This window comes from Streptomyces sp. NPDC014907 (genome assembly GCF_055562975.1).
The window spans coordinates 137,468-161,696 of record NZ_JBVHEG010000010.1 but is presented as its reverse complement, the minus strand read 5'-3'; the positions used below and the strand labels follow the sequence as shown (position 1 = coordinate 161,696).

Below are 24,229 nucleotides of genomic sequence, written 5' to 3'. Positions count from 1 at the left end.
GTTCAGCCCCAGAGGACCGCGCCCGCCCACGCCCCCGCGATCAGCAGACAGGCGAACAGCTCCACCAGCACGCTCGTGCCCACCGCCCGCATCACGGCCCGGGTCGCCGCCCCGGCCTGTCCGTGGCCGCCGAGGCGGAGCCGTTCCGCGAGGTAGATCCCGCCGACGAAGCCGGGGACCGCGCCGAGCACCGGAACGACGACGAAGCCCAGGAGCGCGCCCGCCCCGGCGTACACCACCATCCGGCGGGTGATCCCGACGCCCCGGAAACGGCGCGGCGGCAGCTGCCAGACGATCACCTGGGTGAGGAGCAGCAGACCCGTGGCGGAGACCAGCAGGGTCCAGGCGAGGCCCGTCCGCTCGTGCAGCGACCACCAGAGCATCGCCGCCCACACCAGCCACGTTCCCGGCACACCGGGCACCAGGACCCCGGACAGGCCGAGCAGCATCACCGTCCCGATCATCAGGAGCTGCCACACACCCACGGTGCCAGCGTGCACGACGACGCGGGTCCCCGCAGGCCGCGGCGGGCGGACGGGGTACCGCCGCGCGGAGGGCGCCGGGGTCAGCTCCGGGCGACCCAGCCCTTCTCGTACACGTGCCAGCCCAGCTGCAACCGGGTCGTGGCCCCGGCCAGCTCCATCAGCCCCTTCACCCGCCGCTGCACCGTCCGCAGCCCCAGGTCCAGCTGTTTCGCCACGCTCGCGTCCGTCATCCCGGCCAGCAGCAGGGAGAGGATCTCCAGGTCCAGCACGTCGGGGCCCGGCGCCTCGTCCTCGGTGATCCGCGCGCCCGCCCCGAGCCGCAGCGGCAGCGCGTCCCGCCACACCGACTCGAAGAGGCCCGCCAGCGATTCGAGGAGCCCGCTCGCGTGCACCACGAGCGCCGCGGGTTCCGCGCCCCGCCCGGTCAGCGGGACCATCGCCAGGGACTGGTCGGCGATCACCAGCTTCGTGGGGACCCGGTCCGTGACCCGGATGCGTTCCTCGCGGCCCAGCGCCGCCGCCAGCTCCAGGAGCCCGGACGGCAGGCCCAGCACCTCCCGCTCGATCACCACCCGGTAGCGCACCCCGCGCCCGGCAGCCTGCTCCTCCGCCTCGTTCTCCAGGCCGGAGACCGCGATCGGCTTGCCCGTCACCAGGGCGCAGACCTCCTCCGACGCGCCCAGCTGGAGCTGGAGGAAGCGGTGGGTCACCGCGCTCGCGCCGGTCACCACCTCCACCAGATCGTGCACGGCGCCCTCCGCCGCCTCCGCCCGGTACTCCTCGGCGAGCAGCGCGGCCGCCAGCTCGGCCCGCTCCAGCTCGTGGCGCTGCTGGGTCAGCAGCGCGCCGAGCGCCACCCCCGGCGGGGCCGCGACCCAGCGTTTCGTACGGGCCGAGGACTGGGCGGCGAGCCCCTGCGCCTCCAGGCGCCGCAGGGCCCGCTCGGTCTCCCGCTCGGGCAGGGCCAGCCGGTGCGCCAGGTCCGTGACCTCGGCCGCGCCCAGCGCGACCAGGGCGCGGTACGCGGACTCCTGGCGTTCGTCGAGCCCTATCGCTCCCAGCATGGATGCCCCGCCCCTCGTCACACCTCCGCCGGACGCCCCGCCTTCCGGGGACGTTCACCGGAGGCGTTCGTTCCTTGGTGACCTGGCGGGAAAAGGCCACGGCGTGTTCCCGCCCGCCCCATCATCCCCGCACCGCCCCCACCTCTGCCAATGTGGCGCCACCGCAGCACCAACGGACCCTGGGGGCGGGCCTCTTGCGCCCTCTTCCCGGAATCAGATGGAGAGAGCGATGCGCCCGATTTCGCGTACGGTCCTGGGAGCGGCGACCGCCGTCGTCCTGGCCGCCACCGCGGTCGCGCCGTCCATGGCGAATGAGCCGAGGGACGGCACGGCCGGAAAGAGACCCCTGGTCGGCAGCGAGGCCCAGGCCCGCACCGGCGCACGGACCGCCACGGTCACCCTGGTCACCGGCGACCGCGTCGTGGTCACCCACGACGCCGAGGGCAACCCGGCGGCCACGGCCCTTCCCCGCGAGGACGGGACCGTCCCCTTCGTCCAGACCCGCCGCTCCGGCAAGGACCTGTACGTCTACCCCGAGACCGCCGCCGCCGCGCTCGCCGCCGGACGCGTCGACGAGGAACTCTTCAACGTCACCGGCCTGATACGGCAGGGCTACGACGACGCCGCCACCACGACCCTGCCCCTCATCGCGGTCTACGGCTCCGACGTCGCCCGCGCCGTCCCCCTCACTCCCCGGAGCGCCCGGCGCGGCCAGGTCCTGAAGGCCGTCGACGGCGTCGCGCTCACCACGGAGAAGAAGCGGGCCGCCACCTTCTGGGCCGAGATCGACGCCCCGAGGGCCCGCACCGCCTCCGGCATCCGCAAGCTCTGGCTCGACCGCAAGGTCGAGGCCACCCTGGAGCGCTCGACGAAGCAGGTCCACGCCCCCGAGGCGTGGGCCGCCGGCTACGACGGCCGGGGCACCAGGATCGCCGTCCTCGACACCGGCGCCGACACGGACCACCCCGACCTCAAGGGCCGCGTCACCGTCTCCGAGAACTTCACCGACTCACCCACCACCGGCGACCACCAGGGCCACGGCACCCACACCCTCTCCACCGCCGGCGGCTCCGGCGCGGCGAGCGGAGGCAAGAAGAAGGGCGTCGCGCCCGGCGCGGAACTCCTCAACGGCAAGGTCCTCGACGACTCCGGGTCCGGGGCGGTCTCCTGGATCATCGCCGGCATGGAGTGGGCCGTCGCCCAGGGCGCCGACGTCGTCTCCATGAGCCTCGGCAGCCCCGTCCCCACCGACTGCACCGACCCGATGAGCGTCGCCGCCGAGCAGCTCGCGAAGGACGGGGACGCCCTCTTCGTCATCGCCGCCGGCAACGCGGGCCCCTCCCTCAACACCGTCTCCTCGCCCGGTTGCGCGCCCAGCGTGCTCACCGTCGGCGCCACCGACCGCGACGACTCCACCGCGTACTTCTCCAGCCGCGGCCCGACGCTCGTCAGCCACACCCTCAAGCCCGAGATCGCGGCGCCCGGCGTCGACATCTCCGCCGCCGCGGCCGGCGGCCGGGGCCTGTACGCCTACCAGTCCATGTCCGGTACGTCGATGGCCACCCCGCACGTCGCGGGCGCCGCCGCCGTCGTCAAGCAGCGCCACCCCGACTGGACCCCCGGGCAGATCAAGGCCGCGCTCGTCGCCTCCGCCGCGAGCGGCGTCCCCGGCGACGTCCGCGAGGTCGGCGCCGGGCGCCTCGACGTGAAGGCCGCCGTCGACCAGAAGGTCCTCGGAGCCCCCGCCGTCCAGGGCGGCACCTTCTCCTGGCCGCAGGACAGGAGCGACCGCACCACCGTCTCCGTCCCGTACACCAACACCTCCACCGCCCCGGTCACCCTGGACCTGGCCGTCGAGAAGGTCACCGGCAACGACGGCTCCCGCGTGAGGTCGACCGTCGCCCGCCTCGGCGCGCGGACCGTCACCGTCCCGGCCGGCACCACCGTGAACGTCCCGCTGGAGCTCGACCCCGCCGCCCGCCTGGACCGCGCCCAGTACGGCGACGTCACCGGCCGCGTGACCGCCACTGGCAGGGGCGGCGTCCACGTCTCCACCCCGTTCTCCCTGTACGTCGAGCCCGAGACCGTCACCCTGCGCGTCAAGCTGGTCGACCGGCTGGGCAGGCCCGCCGCCGGCTCCTCCTCCCTCGACGTCATCGGCACCGACGACGCCTCCGGAGAGCGCCGCTTCAACGAGGGCGCCGCCGACCAGGTCTACCGCCTGCGCCCCGGCAGTTACTTCCTCTCCTCCTTCGTCACCACCCCCGACGCGGGCGAGGGCGCCACGCTGAACGACTCGCTCACCTACCTCGGCCGCCCGCAGGTGGAGCTGAAGAAGGACACCACGGTCGTCCTCGACGCCCGCAAGGCCCACAAGCTGTCGGTGAGGGCGGACCGGGCCACCGAACTGCGCGGCGCCACCCTCTCGTTCGCCCGCTCCTGGGACGACTTCTGGATACACGCGGGCACCGCCGCCGGACCGCGCGGCATCCGCGGCTACTACGCCTCCGTGGAAGGCCGGGCCGGGGAGGGCGACTTCGAGTTCGGCAGCTACTGGCGGGCCACCGCCCCGCAGATCACCTCCCTGCGCACCGGCGACGGCCTGACCCTGCACCCGCTCACCGCGTCCACCGGCTCCGACAACCTCGACGGCACGGGCTCCGCCCCGCTCGTCGACGCCGGAACGGGCACCCCGGACGAACTGAGGGCCGCCGGGGCCAAGGACCGCGTCGTCCTCGTCCGCCTCCCGGACGACTCCAGGGACGTGCTCCCCGTCGTCCGCGCGGCCAAGGCCGCCGGAGCCGTCGCCGTCGTCGCCCACCACTCGGCCCCCGGCCGCTGGTACCCGGCCGGTGGCTTCATGGGCGCCGGCCTGCCGGCCCTCTCCGTCCCGTCGGCGGAGGCGGCCGCGCTCCTGACGAGGCTGGCGGCGGGTCCGGTCACCCTCGCCTGGGAGGCCACCGCGAAGAGCCCGTACGTCTACAACCTCGCGTTCCCCGAGACCGGCACGATCCGCGCCGGCAAGGAGTACCGGGTCCGCGACCGCGAACTGGGCCGCACGGACTCCACGTACGGCTCCACCGGCATCGCCACCGACTTCATGGACAGCCCCGCGGCGTACCGCCCCAACGGCCTCCGCGTCTCCTTCGCCTCCCTCGAAGGGGTCCCGATGCCCGGCACCCGGACCGAGTACCACTCCACCGGCGACACCGCCTGGGAGCAACTGGTCGGCAGCAACTTCCCCTTCGGGGAACTCATGGTCGGCACCCGGCACGCCTACACGGCGGGGGAGAGGCGCACCGAGCGCTGGTACGACGGCGTCATCGCCCCCACCGCGCCGCGCGACACCGACGGAAAGCCGGTCCTCGCCGCCGAGCGGCAGGGCAACCTCATCGGCTTCGCCGCCGCGATGTGGGGCGACAACACCCACTACGCCGTGCCCGGCTCCTTCGGCGACGTCGGCAACCTCCGCCTCCACCGCGACGGCGAACTCATCGGCCAGAACGCCTGGCCCTACGGCGCCTTCGAGGTACCGGCCGAAGCCGGGACGTACACGCTCGAACAGAACGTCGCGAAGATCGCCAGCAAGGTGTGGGCCCGCTCCACGTCCGTCAACTCGGTGTGGAAATTCACCTCCAAGCTCGACGAGAACGTCTATTCTCAGGGCATCCCGATTCTCTTCCCCCGGTACGACCTTCCGGAGGACGGCCTCAAGACCCTCCCCGCGACCGACGGCCAGCACATCGGCCTCACCGTCACGGGCCACGCGGGCTACACCCCCGCGGCGATCGTCTCGGCCACGCTCTCGTACTCCTACGACGGGGGCGAGACCTGGACCGGGGCACGGGTCTCCCCGCAGGGCGGCCGCTGGACCGCGACCGTGAACCACGCGGGCGCGACCGGCAAACCGGTCACCCTGAGGACCGAACTGACGGACGCCAACGGCAACTCCGTCACCCAGACCGTGGTCCGCGCTTACGACGTGCGCTGACCACGCCGGTCCGCCGGACGTCCTTCCCGTGGGGGGTGGGGCCGTCCGGCGGACCACCCGTGTGCCGCGACGCTTTTCGCGATGTCCCGTTTTCGGGACCCGCGCACGGTGGACAATAAGGGCATGACTCAGCAGGCGGACAGCTGGTGGGACAAGCTCTACGACGAGTCGGCGCCGGACACGGCCCCGACGGACCCGGGCGACACGCTCGACGACCACTTCGACACGGCGGCCCGCGCCACGGCGGGCCCACCGGGCGACGCGCCACCCCCCGATCCCCGGGCCGCGCGACCGGCCCCGGCGGCACCGGCCGCCGGGCCGGGCACGGCCACCGCGAAGCCGGCGCCGGCCCCGGCCGCCGCCGAGGCACCCGCGGCACCGGTACCGCCCGCGCCGCCCGTGGTCTCTACGCCCCCCGCGGCCCCCACGCCCCCCGCGGCGGGCCCGGACCCCGCGCGTTCCACCCCGGCCGCGCCCTCCGCGCCGTCCGCCCCCACACCACCGGCCCCCGCGCCGTCCACCCCCGCACCACCCGCCCCCGCGCCCGAAGCTCCCGCGTCCTCCGCGCCACCCGCGCCCGTGCCGCCCGTCCCCTCCGCGCCCCCCGTCCCCGTCCGTGCCCCCTGGGAGCCGCCCGAGGACGGTCCGCGCACCTTCCCCTCGCCGCCCCCGCCGCCCGTCGAGGCGCCCACCGCCCCGGTGCCGCCGGACCAGGACCCCGGCCCCGTAGGGGAGGGCGGCGACGACACCGGTCCGGCCGGCCGGGCCGCCGTGCCCCGGCCCCGCACCGGCTTCGTCGGCAGCCGGCCGCCGACCTACGACCCCGAACCCACCGCCCTGCCCGTCGCCCGTCCCGGTGAACTCGCCGGGCTGGTCGCGGACACCGTCCTCGACGGCGCCCGCTACGGGACCTGCACCCTGCGCGCCGCCTCCGTACGCGGCGACTCCGCCCGCTACCGGGGCGAGTTCCGCCGCGACGCCCTCCTCACCGCCCGCTTCGGCCACGACGAGACCGCACTCGTCCTCGTCGCCGTCGCCGCGGGTTCCCGTGCCGCCGAGGACGCCCACACCGCCGCGGCCGACGCCTGCCGCTGGATCGCGGAGGCCGTCTGCCGCAGCCACGCCCGGCTCTCCGAGGACATCAGGTCCGGCCGCCGCCGCGACCTCAAGTCCGGACTGCACCGGCTCACCGACCGCACGTACGGCAAGCTGCGGGCCCGCGCCGCCGAGAAGGGCCTCGCGCCCGAGGGGTACACCGCGGCGCTCCGCTGCCTCCTCCTCCCCGCCGACCCCGAGTGCCGCACCCGGATCTTCTTCGGGGTCGGCGCCGGCGGCCTCTTCCGGCTCCGCGACGGCGCCTGGCAGGACATCGAACCGCTCCTGCCCGAACCGGCCGCCGTCACCGGCGCCCCCGTCGTCGGGTTCGGCTCGCCGCCGTCCGGGCCGGAGGCGACCGAGGAGGGCGACCGGCTCACCATGGACCTCGGCATCACCACCGCGCCCGGACCGCTGGTCGAGGAGCCCGTGCCACCGCCGGCCGAGCCGTTCCGCTTCCGCGCCTCCGTGGCCCGTCCCGGTGACACCCTGCTCCTCGCCTCGCCCGGCCTGGCCGATCCGATGCGCGGCGAACCCGGCCTCGCCCGGGAGCTGGCCGACCGCTGGACCGGGGCGGAGCCGCCCGGCCTCGCCGACTTCCTGGCCGACACCCAGCTGAGGGTGACCGGTTACGCCGATGACCGTACGGCGGTGGCCGTCTGGGAGGCGTAACCCGGCAGGTCGTGTGTTGATGGGACCATGGCCAAACAGAACGTCGCTGAACAGTTCGTCGACATCCTCGTGCGCGCGGGCGTGAAGCGCCTCTACGGGGTGGTCGGCGACAGCCTGAACCCGGTCGTCGACGCCGTCCGCCGCACCCGCGGGATCGACTGGGTCCATGTGCGGCACGAGGAGACGGCGGCCTTCGCGGCGGGCGCCGAGGCCCAGATCACCGGGGGCCTCGCCGCCTGCGCGGGTTCTTGCGGCCCGGGCAACCTGCACCTCATCAACGGCCTGTACGACGCCCACCGCTCCATGGCCCCGGTGCTCGCCCTCGCCTCGCAGATCCCGTCCGGCGAGATCGGCCTCGGCTACTTCCAGGAGACCCACCCCGACCAGCTCTTCCGCGAGTGCAGCCACTACAGCGAACTCGTCTCCAACCCGAAGCAGATGCCCCGGCTGCTCCACACGGCGATCCAGCACGCCGTCGGCCGCGGCGGCGTCAGCGTCGTCTCGCTGCCCGGCGACGTCGCCGCCGAGCCGGCCCCCGAGAAGGGCGCGGAGACCGCGCTCGTCACCACCCGGCCCACCGTCCGCCCGGGGGACGCCGAGGTCGACGCCCTGGTACGGATGATCGACGACGCCGACCGGGTGACGCTCTTCTGCGGCAGCGGCACGGCCGGGGCGCACGCGGAGGTGATGAGCTTCGCCGAGCGGATCAAGGCGCCGGTCGGGCACGCCCTGCGGGGCAAGGAGTGGATCCAGTACGACAACCCCTACGACGTCGGCATGAGCGGTCTGCTCGGCTACGGCGCCGCCTACGAGGCCACCCACGAGTGCGACCTGCTGATCCTGCTCGGCACCGACTTCCCGTACAACGCCTTCCTGCCCGACGACGTCAGGATCGTCCAGGTGGACGTCCGGCCCGAGCGCCTCGGGCGCCGCTCCCGGCTCGACCTCGCCGTCTGGGGGGACGTCCGGGAGACCCTGCGCTGCGTGACCCCCCGGGTCCGGGCCAAGAAGGACCGCCGCTTCCTCGACAAGATGCTCAAGAAGCACACCGAAGCCCTCGAAGGGGTCGTCAGGGCCTACACCCGCAAGGTCGAGAAGCACACCCCGATCCACCCCGAGTACGTCGCCTCCGTGCTGGACGAACTGGCCGACGACGACGCCGTGTTCACCGTCGACACGGGCATGTGCAACGTCTGGGCGGCCCGCTACCTCACCCCGAACGGGCGGCGCAGGATCATCGGCTCGTTCAGCCACGGCTCGATGGCGAACGCGCTGCCGCAGGCGATCGGCGCCCAGTTCGCCGACCCGGGCCGCCAGGTCGTCACGCTCTCCGGCGACGGCGGGTTCTCCATGCTCATGGGGGACTTCCTCACCCTGCTCCAGTACGACCTGCCCGTGAAGGTCGTCGTCTTCGACAACTCCTCGCTCGGCATGGTCGAGCTGGAGATGATGGTCGCCGGGCTCCCCTCGCACGGGACGACGAACAAGAACCCGGACTTCGCCGCCATCGCCCGCGCCGCCGGGGCCTACGGCGTCCGGGTCGAGAAGCCCAAGCAGCTCGCGGGCGCGCTCAAGGCGGCCTTCAAGCACAAGGGGCCGGCCCTGGTGGACGTCGTCACCGACCCCAACGCCCTCTCCATCCCGCCGAAGATCAAGGCGGACATGGTCACCGGGTTCGCGCTCTCCGCCGGGAAGATGGTCCTGGACGGGGGAGTGGGGCGGATGCTCCAGATGGCCCGGTCGAACCTGCGGAACGTACCCAGGCCCTGACGCTCCGCCACCGCTCCATGTGTGCCGGCGGTCCCGTGGGGCATGCATCCCCGTGAGCCTGTTCGACGCGACCACGGGTGGGGGGACATGACCGGGGAGGCACGACAGCCGACTCAACTGCTCAGAAAGGTGGGATGCGCGGATCTCACCGCCGTTCCGGAGGTGCGGCACGCCCTGCGCGAGCTGCTGGGGAAGTGGGGCGGGCCGGACGCCTCCCACGTGGCCGAACTGCTCACCAGCGAACTGGTGACCAACGCGCTGGTCCACACCGGCCACGGGGCCGTCGTGACCGCGACGGTCGTGCCCGAGCAGGTGAGGGTCGAGGTCCGCGACTTCGTCCCGGGGCTGAGGACGCCGCCCGCCCCGCCCGCCGACGACGGCACGAACGGCCGGGGGCTCGTCCTCGTTGAGGCCCTGGCCGACTCCTGGGGCGTCGAGGACCGGGGGACGGGCAAGGTGGTGTGGTTCGAACTGAACGGCGGGGCCGCGTGAGCGGCCGGACCGCGCGGGCGGCCGGACCGTGCCCGTGACGCGTCCGGGCCGGGACGGGAACGGGTGAGGGGCGGAGCCGCCCGACGGCGGCTCCGCCCCTCACCCGTTCTTCCTCCCGTGCTCAGCCGAACTGCTGCTCCAGGTCCTTGAGCTTGCGCTCCAGGGAGTCGAGGCGGGGCAGCGCCTGGGTGTCGTCCTCGGCGACGAGGTCCACCGTCCGGGGTTCACCCGTCCGGGGCTCGTCCCCCTTCACGGCTTGCAGGGACGGCCGGGGGCGGAGCGGCAGTTGTCCGGGGTCCGCTATGGCGGGCTCCGCGACGGGCGCCTGGACGGCGGCCGTCGCGGAGCCCGGCCCGCCCGGTGCCGGCACCGACCCCGAAGGGGCCGTGGCGTTCAGGGCGGCCATCTCGACCCGGCGGTCGCCGCCGCGTCCGAGCCCGAAGGCGCGGTGCTGGCGGTTGATCGCCTTGAGCCGGGCCCGGTCCAGCTTGACCTGGTCCCGTCTGCGCAGCCGGTTCTGCTCCTTCTCCCGCCGGTCCTCGCGCACCTCGTCGACCGCCTCGTCCAGGGTCCGCACGCCCTCCAGGAGCATCAGGGACCAGGCCGCGAAGGTCTCCCGGGGCGCCCTCAGCCAGCGGACGATCCGGATCTGCGGCAGCGGACGGGGCACCAGGCCCTGTTCGCGCAGCGCGGCCCGGCGCGTCTGCTTCAGCGCCCGGTCGAAGAGGACCGCCGCCGAGAGGGACATGCCCGCGAAGAAGTGCGGGGCTCCGTCGTGGCCGATCCCCCGGGGCGCGTGCACCCAGTTGAACCAGGCCGCCGCGCCCGCGAACAGCCAGACGAGCAGGCGCGAGCCGAGGGCCGCGTCGCCGTGGCTGGCCTCGCGGACCGCGAGCACCGAACAGAACATGGCGGCCCCGTCGAGGCCGAAGGGCACGAGGTACTCCCAGCCCCCGGAGAGGTTGAGGTTCTGCCGGCCGAAGCCCACGAGCCCGTGGAAGGAGAGCGCGGCCGCGACGGCCGCGCAGCAGAAGAGCAGGCCGTACGAGGCGAATCCGTAGACGGCCTCCTTGCGCCTGCGGCGCTCCTCGCTGCGTTCCCAGGAGTCCTCGGCCGCGGCTTGGTCACCGGCGCGCTTCCCGCGCGCGAGCACCGCCACCGCCGTCAGCACTCCGGCGACCATCACGCCGCCCGGGAGCAGCCAGTCCAGCGATATGTCGGTCAGTCTCATGCGGTGTCCCTTGCATCGCGTCAGGGTGTTCGGCCGCCCATACTGGCGGACCCCGCGAGGCACCCACGGCGTTTCCGGGCAAGTGCACGCCATCGGGGGGCCGAGCCGCGCGAATGAGGACGTTCTGGTCGAACACCCGCTCAGGGGGAGGGGGTTGTGTTCGGTTCACGTCACCCTTCCGGGTGGCGTGAACCGTTGTGCGGCCGGCGGGGTGTTTCAGGCGGCCCCGGTCATCCGCCGCACCCGCTCGGCGTCGCAGGTGCGCGGGCAGGTGACGCAGGTGTCCTCGGGACGCAGCGTGTAGAAGAAGCAGCAGGTGGCCCGGTCGCGGGTGGTGAGCGGGCCGCCCTCCGGCCCCTCGGCGCCGGGCAGTTCGCGGAAGCCGGCGGAGCCCGCGTACGGCTTGTGGGCCTTGACGGTGCCGGGCATGAGGAGTTCCAGCTCCTCCCGTGCCCGCCGCTCCTCGCCGAGCAGGGTGCCGACGTACCAGAGGCCTTCCACGATCTCGTCCGTGGCCATCCCCCACAGGGCCCGGCGGCCGCGCCGCATCCGGGGGCCGAAGCCGTCGAGGACCGCCTCGAAGTGCTCGGCGAGCGAGGAGCGCACCTCGGCCCGCAACGCCTCCTCGTCGGGGACGACCCGGGCGCCGGGCAGGGCCGCGGCGGGGTCGTCCGGCAGGCAGGCGAACTCCTCGATCCGGACCGCCAGACGCCCCAGCGTCCGCTGGAAGGCCACGTTCCGGACGGGGAGGCGGGGCACCCTGCGCTCCAGGAACCACGGGACGGTGACGAGCAGACAGGCGGGCCAGGCGTAACGGTGCAGCCCGAAGCCGGCGACGACGTCGGAGCGGCCCCGGACGCCGTAGTCGCGCAGCACCTGCTCGTCGTCCCAGGCGAGGAAGGCGTCGAGCGCGGCACCGCCGGCCGCGAGCGCCTCCGCGTCCACCCATCCCTCGCCGCGCGGCAGCGCCTCGCCGCGCACCCGTTCCTCTATCCGCAGGTACGGGAAGACCTCGGCGAGGCGGGCGTAGGAGGCCGCCACGGGCGAGGCCGGCGGGGCGGGCAGCAGAGTGGGGACGGTCATGCGGACCACCGAATCGCGAGCGTTGGCAGGTAAGCCTTACCTTACCCGATCCGGTCGGGTGTCTCACCGCCGACGCACCGCTCCGACCTGCGGGGCGTCCCTCGTGCCCCCGGGGTCGTCCCGTTCGCCTATGGTGCACGGGGGACCCGCGCGACGCGAGCCGGGCCCGGTGCGAGGTCGCGGGAGGACCCGGGTGGAGCAGGGCGCAGCGCGCGAGCGGGAGACGGAGAGCCCGTTCCCGCCCTCCGCCGACGCCGTCCCCCGGAAGCCGGAACCCGTGTGTCCGGACCGTGCGCGCGAGGGGGCCGGGCGCCCGGAGCCGCTGCTTCCCGGGCCGTCGGCGGGCACGGAGCCCGCCGGGGCCGCCCGCGGGACGTCCGTACGCCTCCCGGGCCCGGGCCGGGGCCCGGACCGGACCGGAGACGGCGGGCCGCGGCGCGGCCCCCGCCGCCCGGAGGACCGCCGCCCGGAGGACCGCCGCCCGGAGGACCGGCACCCGGAGGACCGGCACCCGCAGGACCGGCACCCGGAGGACCGCCGCCCGCAGGACGGGCACCTGGAGAACCGCCGCCCGGAGGACCGCCACCCGCAGGACCGGCACCTGGAGAACCACCGCTCGCGGGACCGGCACCCGCAGGACGGGCCGGTCGCCCCCGTCCCCCGCCCCGTGCTGCGGCACTCCGTCCGGGGGCAGGTCCTCGACGCCCTCCGCACCGCCCTCGTCGGTGGCGAACTGGTCCCCGGCGAGGTGTACTCGGCCCCGGTCCTCGCGGGGCGCTACGGCGTCTCCGCCACCCCCGTCCGCGAGGCCATGCAGCGCCTGGCCGTCGAGGGCGCCGTCGAGGTCGTGCCGAACCGCGGCTTCCGCGTCGTCGAGCGCACCTCCCGCGAACTGGCCGAACTGGCCGAGATCCGCGCGCTCATCGAGGTCCCCGTCATGCTGCGGCTCGCCCGCACCGTCCCGGCCGCCCGCTGGGCCGGGCTGCGCCCGCTGGCCGAGGCCACCGCGGCCGCCGCCGCCCGGGGGGACCGCGCCCACTACGCCGAGGCCGACCGCGCCTTCCACCGGGCCGTCCTCTCCCTCGCCGGGAACGAACAGCTCCTCGTCGTCGCCGACGACCTCCACCGCCGGTCCCAGTGGCCCCTGCTCAGCGCCCCCGCCCTCCGCCACGGCGTGCTCGTCGCGGACGCCGCCGAGCACACCGCCCTGCTCGACGCCCTGGCCGCCCAGGACCTGACGGTCGTCCAGACGCTCGTACGGGAGCACTTCACGGGCTCGGAGTACTGAGGCGCGCGGCGCGAGCGCTGCCGCCCGCCCGGGGGCCGGACCGGCCCGTCGGTGGAACCCGGCTCCACGGGCGCTCCCGGTCCCACCCACCGGCACCCGGCTCCGGTCGCGCATACGGCCTCGGTCCCGCCCACCGGAACCCGGTCGCGCATACGGCTCCCGGTCCCGCCGCCGGAACCAGGCTCCGGTCGCCGGAACCCGGCTCCACGGGCGGCTCCCGGTCCCGCCCGTCGGAACCCTGCTTCACGGACGGCCCCCGGTCCCGCCCGTCGGGACCCGGCTCCGCCGCTGGTTCCCGGACCCGTCGGCGGGGGCCGGCCCGGCAGGACGCCTCCGGGCCCCGGGCGGCTAGGGTGGGGAGCGAAAGTGGCGTCGCCCGCCCGCGGGCCGGACGGGACTTTCTCCCCACGTCCCGAGGCCGTGGGCGTCAGCCGCCCGCACCGTGTCGCCCCTGAGGTGTTCCCATGCCGTCCGCGACCCCGCCCCCGGCCCGGGGCGGACGCCGGCCCGCCACCGACGCGGAGGCCGGGACCGCGGCCCTGACCGGCTGGCTCACCGACCCCGGGGCGCCCCCGCTCTGCCTCGTCACCGGCGCCCCCGGCACCGGCAAGTCCGCCCTGCTCGAACGGATCGCCGCGCCCGCCCCCCGCTCCGCCCGCGCCCGCCGCCGTCCCGCCCGCGTCCTCGTCCCGCTCGCCGGGCAGAGCGCGCTCGGCGCGGCCTGGACCCTCGCGGACCGCCTCGGCGTCGTGGCCCGTTCGACGGGCGAACTCGTCGACGCCCTCGCCCTCACCACCGGCGGGGCGCGGTCCACGGGCCGGCCCGTCCTGCTCCTCACCGACCTGCACGCCGCCGCCGAACCCGCCGCGCTCACCCGGCTGATCACGGACCTCGCGGGCGTGGGACGGGTCCGGCTCGTGGTGGAGGCCCGTGACGGCACCCCCGCCCTCGCCGCCCTGCGCTCCGCGGGCGGGGCCGTCCTCGTGGACCTCGACGGCGCTCCGGACCCCGGCGGCCCGGCCCCCGGCGCCCCGGACGCGCCCGAGGGCCCCGCACGGCCGCTGCCGGACCTCTCCGACCCGGTGGCCGTCTGCGTCGCGGACCCCCTCCTCGTCACCACGGCGTACGCCACGGGTGCCGCGCCCGCCGGTGTGCCCGGCACCCCCGACGGGCCCGAACCGTCCGGCCTCCCCGGCGGGTCCGCCGGCGACCACGGCGGCCTCGGGACCGCCTGGATGCGGGCAGGCCAGTCGCTCTGCCGCGACCAGGACCCGGCGGACCGGGCCCTGGTGCTGCTCGCCGCGCTCGGCGACGGGGCCGACCCCCGGCTGCGCCCCGCCCTCGCGGACCTCGCGCGGACCGCGCCCTGGCGGCTCCGGTGGGCCCGCCACCGGGGCGACCTGACCCCGCCCTGGCCGGGCCCCGTCACCGTCATCGGCGCGGCGGACGGGCCGCTGGAGGGCACGCTGCTCGTGGGCGACCGCACCGGCACCGTCCGCCTGCTCCACGAGGCGGACGCCGGTTCCGCCGGGCGCCTGGCGCACGCCGTCCCCGGCCGGATCACGGCCCTGGCGCCCGCGCCGGACGGCACGGTGCTGATCCTGGACGACCGGGGCAGGCTGCACACCGTACGGGGAACGGCGCCCCGTCCCCCGTACCTGGAGCGCCTCACCGAGGCGGTCTCCGCGACCCTGGCCCGTCACCCGGGCACGGCCCTGGCGGCCGTCGCCGGTTCGGTGGTGGTGGGGGACCGGCTCGGTTCCGTGCACGCCTTCGGCCTCACCGGCCTCCACCAGGCGGCCTCCCACAGCGGCCGGGTCACCGCGGTCGCGGCGGTCGGCTCCGCGACCCCCTTCGTCTGCTCCGGCGGCGCCGACGGGACCGTACGGCTCTGGGAACCCGGCCGCGACCCGCGCCCCGAACCCCTCGCCGAACGCTCCTCGCCGGTGGTCTCCCTGCACGCGGCGGAGACCCCGGGCGGGCCCCTGGTCGCGGTGGCGTGGGGCGACGGCCTCGTGGAGCTCCGCCGGCCCGGGGGCGGCCCGGCGCTCTCCTTCCGCCCGGGGCCCCCGGTCCGCGCCGTCGCCGTCACCGGAACCGGTTCCCTCGTCGTCGGCACGGACGAGAGCCTCCTGCGTCTCGTGCCGCGCGGGTGACGGAGCGCCGGTTCCCCTCTCCGGAGGGCCCGTTCAGGCGGCCGGCCGGGGGACCAGCTGGGACGACAGCCAGGTGGGGACGCCGCCGAGCAGGCGGAAGAGGCGCCGCGCCTCGTCCCGCAGCCGCCCGGCCTCCGGTTCCGTCTCCGTGGTGGCCAGGGCGGTGAGGGCCGGGGCCGTACCGACGAGGTAGCCCAACTCCTCGCGGATGCGCAGGGATTCCGCGAACCCGTGCCGGGCCTCCGCCAACTCGCCCTCCCGTAAGGCGAGTCCGGCGAGGTGCCGCCAGGTGGAGGAGAGCAGCAGCGAGTCCCCCTGCGCGGCCGCCCCCGCGTGCGCCCTGCGGTACGCGGCCAGGGCCGCCTGCGGGGAGTCGCCGAGGTTCTGGGCGATCAGCCCGCGCCGGAAGTCGAGCAGCGGCCGGCCCTCGGCGGAGGGGGCGATCAGCGCCGCCGCCCGGCCGAGCGCCATCCGGGCCTCGTCGGCCCGGTCGCGGACCCCGAGCAGGGTGGACGCGTAGGCGAGGTAACCGCGTTCGCAGGCGGCCGCCCCGCGTTCCTCGTCGGTGCGGGCGACCGCCTCGGCCGTCCGGAGTGCCTCCTCCGCGTCGGCCCAGCCCTTCTCCGTGTAGAGGCAGCGCTCGATGAGCAGCGCGGCCCGTTCGAGCGCCGCGGCCGGTTCGGCGGCGCGCGGCGCGAGGAGGGCGGCCGCGTCCGTCCAGCAGCCCCGGGAGCGGAGCCGCCACACGGCGGTCTCCACGGGCGTCTCCCCGTCGTGGGCGAGGGACGGTTCTTCGCCACCCCTTGATTCGGAACCAGACATGGCGGTATCCGCCACATTGCCCTCCCCGAGCGCGCCATCGAGCTGTTGAGTAGACCCGCATCTCAGCACGAAGGGCAGCACCCGGCCAAGGGGTCGGGTGAAAGATTTCACAAGGGGGTGACCGGTGCGATGACCGCTCCCCGGAGCGCTCCCGGCACCCCGTCCGGCCGCCGCCGGGCCCGCGATCACGCCCCCGGGCGACCCGCCGGCCGCCTCCGCCGACGGCCCCCACCAGCCCGGACGCCACTCCTTCGGACTCCTCCGAAGGAGTGAATTCCCGGATGATTTTCCGGGCCCCTTCCGACGCCTTCCGAGTCCTTTCCGGGGCGCGTCCGGCACTTTCCGGGGCGCGTCCGGCTCCTTCCGTGTCCTTTCCGGGACGCACCCGGGTTCCTCCCGGGTCCTTTCCGGGACGCGTCCGGCTCCTCCCGGGTTCCTTCCGGGCAGCTCCCGGGTCCCGCCCGGCGCCTTCCCCGCCCCCCAGGGGCTTTCCCGGGTCCCGGGACTTCCCCGGCCCCCGTCGCCCCCGTCCTCTCCGGAGGGCGCCTCAGCTCATCCGCAGCGCCAGGAAGAAGTCGAGCTTGTCCTCCAGACGGGACAGGTCGCGGCCGGTGAGCTGTTCGATCCGGCCCACCCGGTACCGCAGCGTGTTCACGTGCAGGTGGAGACGGGCCGCGCAGCGCGTCCAGGAGCCGTCGGAGTCCAGGAACGCCTCCAGGGTCGGGATCAGCTCCGCCCGGTGGCGCCGGTCGTAGTCGCGCAGCGGGTCGAGCAGGCGGGCCGTGAACGCCCGGCGCACGTCGTCCGGCACGAACGGCAGCAGCAGCACGTGCGAGGCCAGCTCGTGGTGGCCGGCCGCGCAGACCCGGCCCGGCCGGGCGGCGGCGACCCGGCGGGCGTGCCGGGCCTCCTCCAGGGCCCCGCGCAGCCCCTCCGCGGAGTGCACCGCCGCGCTGACGCCCAGGGTGAGGCGCCCGTCGTCGGCGAGGCCCGCGGAGAGCGGAGCCCGTACGGCGGCGAGCAGCGCGTCCGCGTGCAGACCGGCGGGCGTCCGGGCCCCGTCCCCGCCGTCCGGCGCCGGGCCGGCGGCCAGCGGCACCAGCGCGATGGCCTCGTCCCCGCTGTGGGCGACGGCTATCCGGTCGGCCGACTCGGCCCCGACGGCCGCCGGGTCGACCAGGATCTCCTCCAGGAGGGCCTGCGCGACCGGTCCGCCGTCCACGGCGGGACCCTGGCCCGCCTCCTGCTCCCACTCCACCCGGGCGACGACCACCTGCCAGTGCGGGGCCGAGCCGAGGCCGGGCAGCAGCACCGGGGCGGCCACCCGCAGCCGGGCCGCGATCTCGGCGGGCGCGGCGCCCGTCTGCACCAGCTCCAGGACCTCCTGGGCGAGCCGTCGCCGCACCGTGCGGGACGCGTCGCGCCGGTCCCGCTCGACCGCGATCAGCTGGGTGACGCCCTGGAGCAGGTCCAGCCGGGCGGCCGGCCAGTCCCCGGCGTCCGCCTCCACGGCGAGCAGCCAGTCCGAGAGGACCGTCTCGCGCGCGTCCCGGGGGGCGGGGACGGGCCCCCGGCCGGTGTTGCGGATCGGGAAGAGCGAGTACGTCGTGCCACCGGCCGTCACCCGGTACGGGCCGCGCCGGCCGGTCCGCGAGGCGGCCAGGTGCTCACCGGCCAGGGTGGCGGCGAGCCCGCCGTCCAGGGGCTCCCCCGCGCCCGCGATCCGGCGGCCGGTGGGGGAGAGGACCCAGGCCCGCAGGTCCAGGTCGGAGCCGAGCAGGTCGAGGACGACCTCGGGGCCGCCCCCCGCCGGGCCGGAGGTCATGAGGCGCCGGTGCCGCTCCACGACGGCCGCCAGGTCCCCGGCCCGCTCGCCGGACACCTGCCGGACGACGTGCTCGGTGATCGTCGCGAACGCAACGGACTCGTTGACCCCGAAGAGCGGCAGCCGGTGGCGCGCGCACGCCTGCACGAGGGCGTCGGGAACGTCCCCGAGCTCCGCCTCGCCCGCCGCGAGGGCGGCCACCCCGGCCGAGGTCAGGATGCGGACGAAGGGCTCGGCGTCGGCGGGCTCCCGCAGCCAGGCGAGACCGGTGAGGACCAGCTCACCGCCGGAAAGGTACCGGCTGGGGTCCTTGAGGTCCGTGGTCATCACGCCCCGGACGGTGCGGTCCATCTCGTCCTCGCCGCCGAGCAGGCGCAGCCCCAGCGCGTCGTTCTCCAGCAGTGCGCGCAGCCGCATGGTGTCGCCGCCGTCCTTCTCGTCAGTGATGAGGGGTGTCGTGGTGGACGGTGCGGCGGAGCCGTCGTTTCCGGGGGGAAACGGTGAGGCCTCCGCCCTCCGTCTTTCGTTCGAATCTACAAGACGACGGTGGACCCCAGCCAACTCCTTCATGTTTTCGGTGACTGCACCCGGGCGATCGTGGACTTGTGTACTGAGTCGCACACCGCGTGAACAGCACACGAACCGAAGCCGAGGGCCGGCCGTCGTTCCGGGCCCGTCCCCCCTCTCCGACCGCCAGAACCACCGGAAGAGAGCCCCATGGACTTCCTTCGCCCCGCCGACTGGGAGGAAGCGCTCGCCGCCAAGGCCGAGCACCCCGCGGCCGTGCCCCTCGCGGGTGGCACCGACGTCATGGTCGAGATCAACTTCGACCGTCGGCGCCCCGAACACCTGCTGGACCTGAACCGGATCGAAACGCTGCGCGAGTGGGAGGTCGGCGAGAAGACCGTCCGCCTCGGCGCCTCCGTCCCGTACACCCGCATCATGGAGGACCTGCGGACCGAACTGCCCGGCCTGGCCCTCGCCTCGCGCACGGTCGCCTCCCCGCAGATCCGCAACCGGGGCGGCGTCGGGGGCAACCTCGGCACCGCCTCGCCCGCCGGGGACGCCCACCCGGCCCTGCTCGCCGCGGGCGCCGAGGTCGAGGCCGCGTCGGTGCGCGGCAGCCGCCTCATCCCGATCGACGCGTTCTACACGGGCGTGAAGCGCAACGCCCTCGAACCGGACGAACTCATCAAGGCCGTCCACATCAGGAAGGCGGACGGGCCCCAGCAGTACTCCAAGGTCGGCACCCGCAACGCGATGGTCATCGCCGTCTGCGCCTTCGGCCTGGCCCTCCACCCGGAGACCCGGACCGTGCGCACCGGCATCGGCTCCGCCGCGCCGACCCCGGTCCGCGCCCGGGAGGCCGAGGCCTTCCTGAACGCGGTCCTGGAGGAGAGCGGCTTCTGGGACCGCGGCGGGGCCGTCGCCCCGTCGGCCGCGCGGCGGTTCGCCGACCTCTGCGCCGGCGCCACCGACCCGATCGACGACGTCCGGGCCACCGCCCGGTACCGCCGTCACGCGGTCGGCGTCATGGCCCGCCGCCAGCTCGGCTGGGCCTGCGAGCGGTACCGCGGCACCGGCCGCCCGTCCGGGGAGGCCGCATGACCATGCGCGTCTCCTTCACGGTCAACGGCCGCCCGCAGGTGGCCGACGGCGTGTGGGAGGGCGAGTCCCTCCTCCACGTCCTGCGCGAACGGCTGGGGCTGCCCGGCTCCAAGAACGCCTGCGAACAGGGCGAGTGCGGCTCCTGCACGATCCGCCTCGACGGCGTGCCCGTCTGCGCCTGTCTCGTCGCCGCCGGCCAGGCCGAGGGCCGCGAGGTCGTCACCGTCGAGGGCCTCGCCGCCCTCGCCGCGGAACGCGCGGCCACCGCCGGGGGACACCGGTCCGCCCCCGGCCGGGTGCGGGCCGGCGGGGACACCGAACTGAGCCCCGTCCAGCAGGCGTTCCTCGACGCCGGCGCCGTCCAGTGCGGCTTCTGCACCCCCGGCCTGCTGGTCGCGGCCGACGAACTCCTGGAGAGGCGGCCCGACCCGTCCGACCAGGACATCCGCGAGGCGCTCTCCGGCAACCTGTGCCGCTGCACGGGCTACGAGAAGATCCTCGACGCGGTCCGCCTGGCGGCCGCCCGGCAGGGAGAGGCGGCCCGGCCGTGACCCGCAGCACCCGCACCGTCCCCGCGGGCACCCCCGCGGACGTCACCCAGCACCACACCCGGGGCGGCGTCGGCGAATCCACGCTCCGCCCCGACGGCGTCCTCAAGGTCACCGGCGCGTTCGCGTACTCCTCGGACATGTGGCACGAGGACATGCTGTGGGGCCACACCCTCCGCTCCACCGTCGCCCACGCCGAGATCGTCTCCCTCGACGTCTCCGGGGCCCTCGCGACCCCCGGCGTGCACGCCGTCCTCACCCACGACGACCTGCCGACCGGGACGAAGCACTACGGCCTGGAGATCCGGGACACCCCCGTCCTCGCCCACGACCGGGTCCGCCACCACGGCGAACCGGTCGCCCTCGTCGCCGCCGACCACCCGGAGACCGCCCGCCGCGCCGCCGCCAGGATCCGGGTCGTGTACGAGGAACTGCCCCTCGTCACCGACGAGGCCTCCGCGCTCGCCCCCGGCGCGCCGCTGCTCCACGAGGGCCGCACCGACCACCACGCCCGCCACGTCCCGCACCCCAACGTCGTGCGCCGCCAGCCGGTCGTCCGGGGCGACGTGGCGGAGGCCCGCCGGCGGGCCGACGTGATCGTGGAGGGCGACTACGTCTTCGGCATGCAGGACCAGGCCTTCCTCGGCCCCGAGTCCGGCCTCGCCGTCCCCGCGGAGGACGGCGGCGTGGACCTGTACGTCGCCACCCAGTGGCTCCACTCCGACCTGCGCCAGATCGCCCCCGTCCTCGGCCTGCCCGAGGAGAAGGTCCGCATGACGCTCTCCGGCGTCGGCGGGGCCTTCGGCGGCCGCGAGGACCTGTCGATGCAGATCCACGCCTGCCTCCTGGCACTCCGCACCGGCAGGCCCGTCAAGATCGTCTACAACCGCGCCGAGTCCTTCTTCGGCCACGTCCACCGCCACCCGGCCCGGCTCCACTACGAACACGGCGCCACCAGGGACGGCAGGCTCACCCACCTCAGGGCCCGGATCGTCCTCGACGGCGGCGCCTACGCCTCGTCCTCCCCGGCCGTCGTCGGCAACGCCGCCTCGCTCGGCGCCGGACCGTACGCGGTCGACGCCGTCGACATCGAGGCGCTCGCCCTCTACACCAACAACCCGCCCTGCGGCGCCATGCGCGGCTTCGGCGCGGTCCAGGCCTGCTTCGCGTACGAGGCCCAGATGGACCGGCTCGCGAAGGAACTCGGCATGGACCCGGTCGAGTTCCGGCGGATCAACGCCATGGAACAGGGCACGGTCATGCCCACCGGCCAGGTCGTCGACTCGCCCGCCCCCGTCGCCGAACTGCTGCGCCTGGTCAAGGACCGCCCGATGCCGCCCGAACGCCAGTGGGAGACCGCGGGCGAGGGCGCGGACCTCCGGGCCCTGCCCGGCGGCCTCTCCCACACCACCCACGGCGAGGACGTCGTCCGGGGCGTCGGCTACGCCGTCGGCATCAAGAACGTCGGCTTCTCCGAGGGCTTCGACGACCACTCGACCGCCCGCGTGGTCCTCCGGGCCGTCAACGGCGAGCCCGTCGTCATGGTCCACACGGCCATGGCGGAGGTCGGCCAGGGCGGCGTCACCGTGCACGCCCAGATCGCCCGCACGGAACTCGGCGTCGCCCGGGTGACCATCCAGCCGGCCGACACCCGGGTCGGCTCCGCCGGTTCCACCTCCGCCTCCCGGCAGACGTACATGACCGGCGGCGCGGTGAAGAAGGCCTGCGAGGCCGTCCGCGAGAAGGTCCTGGAGATCGGGCGCCGCAAGAACGGCTCCCGCCACCCCGCCTGGGCGGCCGGCGAACTCCTCCTGGAGGACGGCGCGATCGTCACCGGCGCCGGCGAGGTCCTCGCGACCCTGGCCGACGTCCTGGAGGGCGAGGACCCGGTCGACGTCGAGCTGGAGTTCCGCCACCGCCCGACCGTCCCCCTCGACCCGGTCACCGGCCAGGGCGGCGGCCACGTCCAGTACGCCTTCGCCGCGCACCGCGCGGTGGTCGAGGTGGACACCGGACTCGGCCTGGTCAAGGTCGTCGAACTCGCCACCGCCCAGGACGTGGGCCGGGCGCTCAACATGCTCTCCACCGTCGGCCAGATCCAGGGCGGCACCGTCCAGGGCCTGGGCATCGCGGTGATGGAGGAGATCGTCGTGGACCCGGACACCGCGAAGGTGCGCAACCCCTCCTTCACGGACTACCTGATCCCGACGATCCTCGACACGCCGGACCTCCCGGTCGACGTGCTCGAACTCGCCGACCCCCACGCGCCGTACGGCCTGCGGGGAGTCGGCGAGGCCCCGACCCTGTCGTCCACCCCGGCCGTCCTCGCGGCGATCCGGGACGCGACGGGCCTGGAGCTGACCAGGGTGCCGGTCCGCCCCGAGGCGCTCACCGGCACCCGGTAGACGTCTCCGGGCGGTACCGCCCGTGCCGGGGGCGCCACCCTTCCCCGCCGGTACCGCCCGGAGCCCCGCACCACCCCGTTCGTCTCGGGCCGTCCCCCGGGTCGTGCGGCCACGCAGCATCCCGAATCCCGCGGTCTTCAGCGGACCAGAAACCTTCGAAGTCCGGCGCGGGTGCCCCTTTGAACCTTGGGAGTAGGCCCCATGACCCAGTCGTCAGTCGATCCCGGGACCAGTGCGGAGGACGCGGGCCCCGGCTCGCGCAACCCCGCGGGCAGGTCCTGGCTCGACCGGTACTTCCACATCTCGGAGAGAGGCTCCACCGTCGCCACGGAGGTGCGCGGCGGCGTCACCACCTTCATGGCGATGGCGTACATCCTCCTCCTCAACCCCCTGATACTCGGCGGCAAGGACGTCGACGGGAACCTGCTCGGCCGGCCGGCGCTCATCACCGCCACCGCCCTCACCGCCGCCGTGACCACCCTCCTCATGGGTTTCTGGGGCAAGGTGCCGCTGGCCCTCGCCGCCGGCCTGAGCGTCTCCGGCGTGATGGCCTCGCAGGTCGTCCCCGTCATGACCTGGCCGCAGGCCATGGGCATGTCCGTGGTGTACGGCGCCGTGATCTGCCTCCTGGTGGTCACCGGCCTCCGCGAGATGGTCATGAACGCGATCCCGCTCGCCCTGAAGCACGCCATCACCATCGGCATCGGCCTCTTCATCGCGATCATCGGCTTCGTGAAGGCCGGCTTCGTGCACGAGAACCCCGCCCCGGGCGGCGGCCCCGTCTCCCTCGGCCCGGCCGGTGAACTCCAGGGCTGGCCCGTCCTGATCTTCGCCGTCACCCTGCTGCTGATCTTCGCCCTCCAGGCCCGCGGCGTCCCCGGCGCCATCCTCATCGGCATCGTCGCCGGAACGGTCGTCGCGGTCGTCCTCAACGCGGTCGCCGACATCCCCGCCGAGGCCTGGTTCTCCGGCCCGCCGGAGCTCCACGGCGGCGCGGTCTCCGCGCCGGACTTCTCGCTCTTCGGAGAGGTGTCCCTCACCGGCTGGGGCGACGTCGGCTACATCACCGTCACCATGATCGTCTTCACCCTGGTGCTCGCCGGCTTCTTCGACGCCATGGCGACCATCCTCGGCGTCGGCACCGAGGCGAAGCTCGCCGACGAGCGGGGCCGCATGCCCGGCCTCTCCAAGGCCCTCTTCATCGACGGCGCCGGCGGCATCGTCGGCGGCGTCGGCGGCGCCTCGGGCCAGACGGTCTTCGTGGAGTCCGCCACCGGCGTCGGCGAGGGCGCCCGCACGGGCCTGGCCTCCGTGGTCACCGGCGCGTTCTTCGCCCTCTGCCTCTTCTTCACCCCGCTGACCGCGATCGTGCCGCAGGAGGTCGCCGCCGCCGCCCTGGTCGTCATCGGCTCGATGATGATGCAGAACGCCCGGCACGTGGACTGGGGCGACCGCTCCGTGGCGATCCCGGTGTTCCTCACCGTGGTCCTGATGCCGTTCACTTACACCATCACGACGGGCGTCGCGGCCGGCGTCGTCTCCTACGCGGTGATCAGGACGGCACAGGGGAAGGCGCGGGAGGTGGGCGCCTTCATGTGGGTCCTGACGGGGATCTTCCTCGTGTACTTCGCCATCCACCCGATCGAGAGCGGCCTCGGCGTCGGCTGACGCCCCGTCGCCCTCCCGCACCTCCC

16 protein-coding genes are annotated in these 24,229 nt (G+C 75.2%); 10 read left to right on the top strand and 6 right to left on the bottom strand.

All coding sequences use genetic code 11. The features are described from left to right. Positions 1-2: 2 nt before the first annotated feature. A complete protein-coding gene (locus tag ACZ3IL_RS23870) occupies positions 3-485 on the bottom strand; it encodes a DUF456 domain-containing protein (protein ID WP_467393177.1) in 483 nt (160 codons plus the stop codon). A gap of 80 nt (positions 486-565) precedes the next feature. After that, complete coding sequence (locus tag ACZ3IL_RS23865; protein ID WP_467393175.1) at positions 566-1,549, bottom strand: TrmB family transcriptional regulator; 984 nt, start codon at positions 1,547-1,549, stop codon at positions 566-568. Between the two features lie 229 nt (positions 1,550-1,778). Here ACZ3IL_RS23865 and ACZ3IL_RS23860 point away from each other — a divergent pair, with 229 nt between their 5' ends. The 4 genes from ACZ3IL_RS23860 (at position 1,779) to ACZ3IL_RS23845 (ending at position 9,569) form a co-directional block, all read left to right on the top strand. Then, positions 1,779-5,540 (top strand): S8 family peptidase, encoded by a 3,762-nt coding sequence (locus ACZ3IL_RS23860; protein WP_467393173.1) that lies wholly within the window; start codon positions 1,779-1,781, stop codon positions 5,538-5,540. A 123-nt stretch (positions 5,541-5,663) separates the two neighbouring features. Beyond that, positions 5,664-7,307: a protein phosphatase 2C domain-containing protein gene (locus tag ACZ3IL_RS23855; RefSeq protein WP_467393171.1), complete on the top strand. Its 1,644-nt coding sequence runs from the start codon at positions 5,664-5,666 to the stop codon at positions 7,305-7,307. A gap of 27 nt (positions 7,308-7,334) precedes the next feature. After that, positions 7,335-9,077: a pyruvate dehydrogenase gene (locus ACZ3IL_RS23850; RefSeq protein ID WP_467393169.1), complete on the top strand. Its 1,743-nt coding sequence runs from the start codon at positions 7,335-7,337 to the stop codon at positions 9,075-9,077. A gap of 87 nt (positions 9,078-9,164) precedes the next feature. After that, on the top strand, positions 9,165-9,569 hold the full coding sequence (locus ACZ3IL_RS23845; protein ID WP_467393167.1) for an ATP-binding protein: 405 nt from the start codon (positions 9,165-9,167) through the stop codon (positions 9,567-9,569). Between the two features lie 121 nt (positions 9,570-9,690). Here the strand turns inward: ACZ3IL_RS23845 and ACZ3IL_RS23840 are convergent, their stop codons facing one another. Continuing rightward, entirely contained in the window at positions 9,691-10,800 is a 1,110-nt protein-coding gene (locus ACZ3IL_RS23840; protein ID WP_467393165.1) for a DUF2637 domain-containing protein, read from the bottom strand. A gap of 216 nt (positions 10,801-11,016) precedes the next feature. Further along, positions 11,017-11,883: a (2Fe-2S)-binding protein gene (locus ACZ3IL_RS23835; RefSeq protein ID WP_467393163.1), complete on the bottom strand. Its 867-nt coding sequence runs from the start codon at positions 11,881-11,883 to the stop codon at positions 11,017-11,019. 601 nt (positions 11,884-12,484) lie between these two features. Here ACZ3IL_RS23835 and ACZ3IL_RS23830 point away from each other — a divergent pair. Beyond that, the gene (locus ACZ3IL_RS23830) at positions 12,485-13,171 is read left to right on the top strand and encodes a GntR family transcriptional regulator (protein WP_467393310.1); all 687 of its coding nucleotides are present in this window, start codon (positions 12,485-12,487) and stop codon (positions 13,169-13,171) included. Positions 13,172-13,635: 464 nt separating this feature from the next. Further along, entirely contained in the window at positions 13,636-15,327 is a 1,692-nt protein-coding gene (locus ACZ3IL_RS23825) for a hypothetical protein (RefSeq protein WP_467393161.1), read from the top strand. A gap of 33 nt (positions 15,328-15,360) precedes the next feature. On the opposite strand, the gene ACZ3IL_RS23820 is transcribed toward ACZ3IL_RS23825, so the two are convergent. Together ACZ3IL_RS23820 and ACZ3IL_RS23815 are read right to left on the bottom strand one after the other, a co-directional pair. Continuing rightward, the gene (locus ACZ3IL_RS23820) at positions 15,361-16,149 is read right to left on the bottom strand and encodes a hypothetical protein (protein ID WP_467393159.1); all 789 of its coding nucleotides are present in this window, start codon (positions 16,147-16,149) and stop codon (positions 15,361-15,363) included. A 547-nt stretch (positions 16,150-16,696) separates the two neighbouring features. After that, complete coding sequence (locus ACZ3IL_RS23815; protein WP_467393157.1) at positions 16,697-18,391, bottom strand: PucR family transcriptional regulator; 1,695 nt, start codon at positions 18,389-18,391, stop codon at positions 16,697-16,699. Positions 18,392-18,691: 300 nt separating this feature from the next. Between ACZ3IL_RS23815 and ACZ3IL_RS23810 the strand changes: the two genes are divergently transcribed. The 4 genes from ACZ3IL_RS23810 to ACZ3IL_RS23795 all read left to right on the top strand — a co-directional run bounded on the left by ACZ3IL_RS23810 (position 18,692) and on the right by ACZ3IL_RS23795 (position 24,203). Continuing rightward, positions 18,692-19,582: an FAD binding domain-containing protein gene (locus tag ACZ3IL_RS23810; protein ID WP_467393155.1), complete on the top strand. Its 891-nt coding sequence runs from the start codon at positions 18,692-18,694 to the stop codon at positions 19,580-19,582. Positions 19,583-19,584: 2 nt separating this feature from the next. Further along, the gene (locus tag ACZ3IL_RS23805; RefSeq protein WP_467393308.1) at positions 19,585-20,133 is read left to right on the top strand and encodes a (2Fe-2S)-binding protein; all 549 of its coding nucleotides are present in this window, start codon (positions 19,585-19,587) and stop codon (positions 20,131-20,133) included. Next, on the top strand, positions 20,130-22,535 hold the full coding sequence (gene pucD / locus ACZ3IL_RS23800) for a xanthine dehydrogenase subunit D (RefSeq protein WP_467393153.1): 2,406 nt from the start codon (positions 20,130-20,132) through the stop codon (positions 22,533-22,535). The genes ACZ3IL_RS23805 and pucD overlap by 4 nt, the downstream gene beginning before the upstream one ends. Before the next feature lie 201 nt (positions 22,536-22,736). Continuing rightward, complete coding sequence (locus tag ACZ3IL_RS23795; protein ID WP_467393151.1) at positions 22,737-24,203, top strand: NCS2 family permease; 1,467 nt, start codon at positions 22,737-22,739, stop codon at positions 24,201-24,203. Positions 24,204-24,229 lie beyond the last annotated feature (26 nt).

Bases quoted from the DNA above. Each gene is read 5' to 3' on its own strand.
- ACZ3IL_RS23855 (WP_467393171.1), top strand. From the start codon at position 5,664: ATGACTCAGCAGGCGGACAGCTGGTGGGACAAGCTCTACGACGAGTCG.
- ACZ3IL_RS23835 (WP_467393163.1), bottom strand. From the start codon at position 11,883: ATGACCGTCCCCACTCTGCTGCCCGCCCCGCCGGCCTCGCCCGTGGCG.
- ACZ3IL_RS23810 (WP_467393155.1), top strand. From the start codon at position 18,692: ATGGACTTCCTTCGCCCCGCCGACTGGGAGGAAGCGCTCGCCGCCAAG.
- ACZ3IL_RS23850 (WP_467393169.1), top strand. From the start codon at position 7,335: ATGGCCAAACAGAACGTCGCTGAACAGTTCGTCGACATCCTCGTGCGC.
- ACZ3IL_RS23860 (WP_467393173.1), top strand. From the start codon at position 1,779: ATGCGCCCGATTTCGCGTACGGTCCTGGGAGCGGCGACCGCCGTCGTC.
- ACZ3IL_RS23820 (WP_467393159.1), bottom strand. From the start codon at position 16,149: ATGTCTGGTTCCGAATCAAGGGGTGGCGAAGAACCGTCCCTCGCCCAC.
- ACZ3IL_RS23815 (WP_467393157.1), bottom strand. From the start codon at position 18,391: ATGCGGCTGCGCGCACTGCTGGAGAACGACGCGCTGGGGCTGCGCCTG.
- ACZ3IL_RS23840 (WP_467393165.1), bottom strand. From the start codon at position 10,800: ATGAGACTGACCGACATATCGCTGGACTGGCTGCTCCCGGGCGGCGTG.
- ACZ3IL_RS23845 (WP_467393167.1), top strand. From the start codon at position 9,165: ATGACCGGGGAGGCACGACAGCCGACTCAACTGCTCAGAAAGGTGGGA.
- ACZ3IL_RS23805 (WP_467393308.1), top strand. From the start codon at position 19,585: ATGCGCGTCTCCTTCACGGTCAACGGCCGCCCGCAGGTGGCCGACGGC.
- ACZ3IL_RS23825 (WP_467393161.1), top strand. From the start codon at position 13,636: ATGCCGTCCGCGACCCCGCCCCCGGCCCGGGGCGGACGCCGGCCCGCC.
- ACZ3IL_RS23865 (WP_467393175.1), bottom strand. From the start codon at position 1,549: ATGCTGGGAGCGATAGGGCTCGACGAACGCCAGGAGTCCGCGTACCGC.
- ACZ3IL_RS23795 (WP_467393151.1), top strand. From the start codon at position 22,737: ATGACCCAGTCGTCAGTCGATCCCGGGACCAGTGCGGAGGACGCGGGC.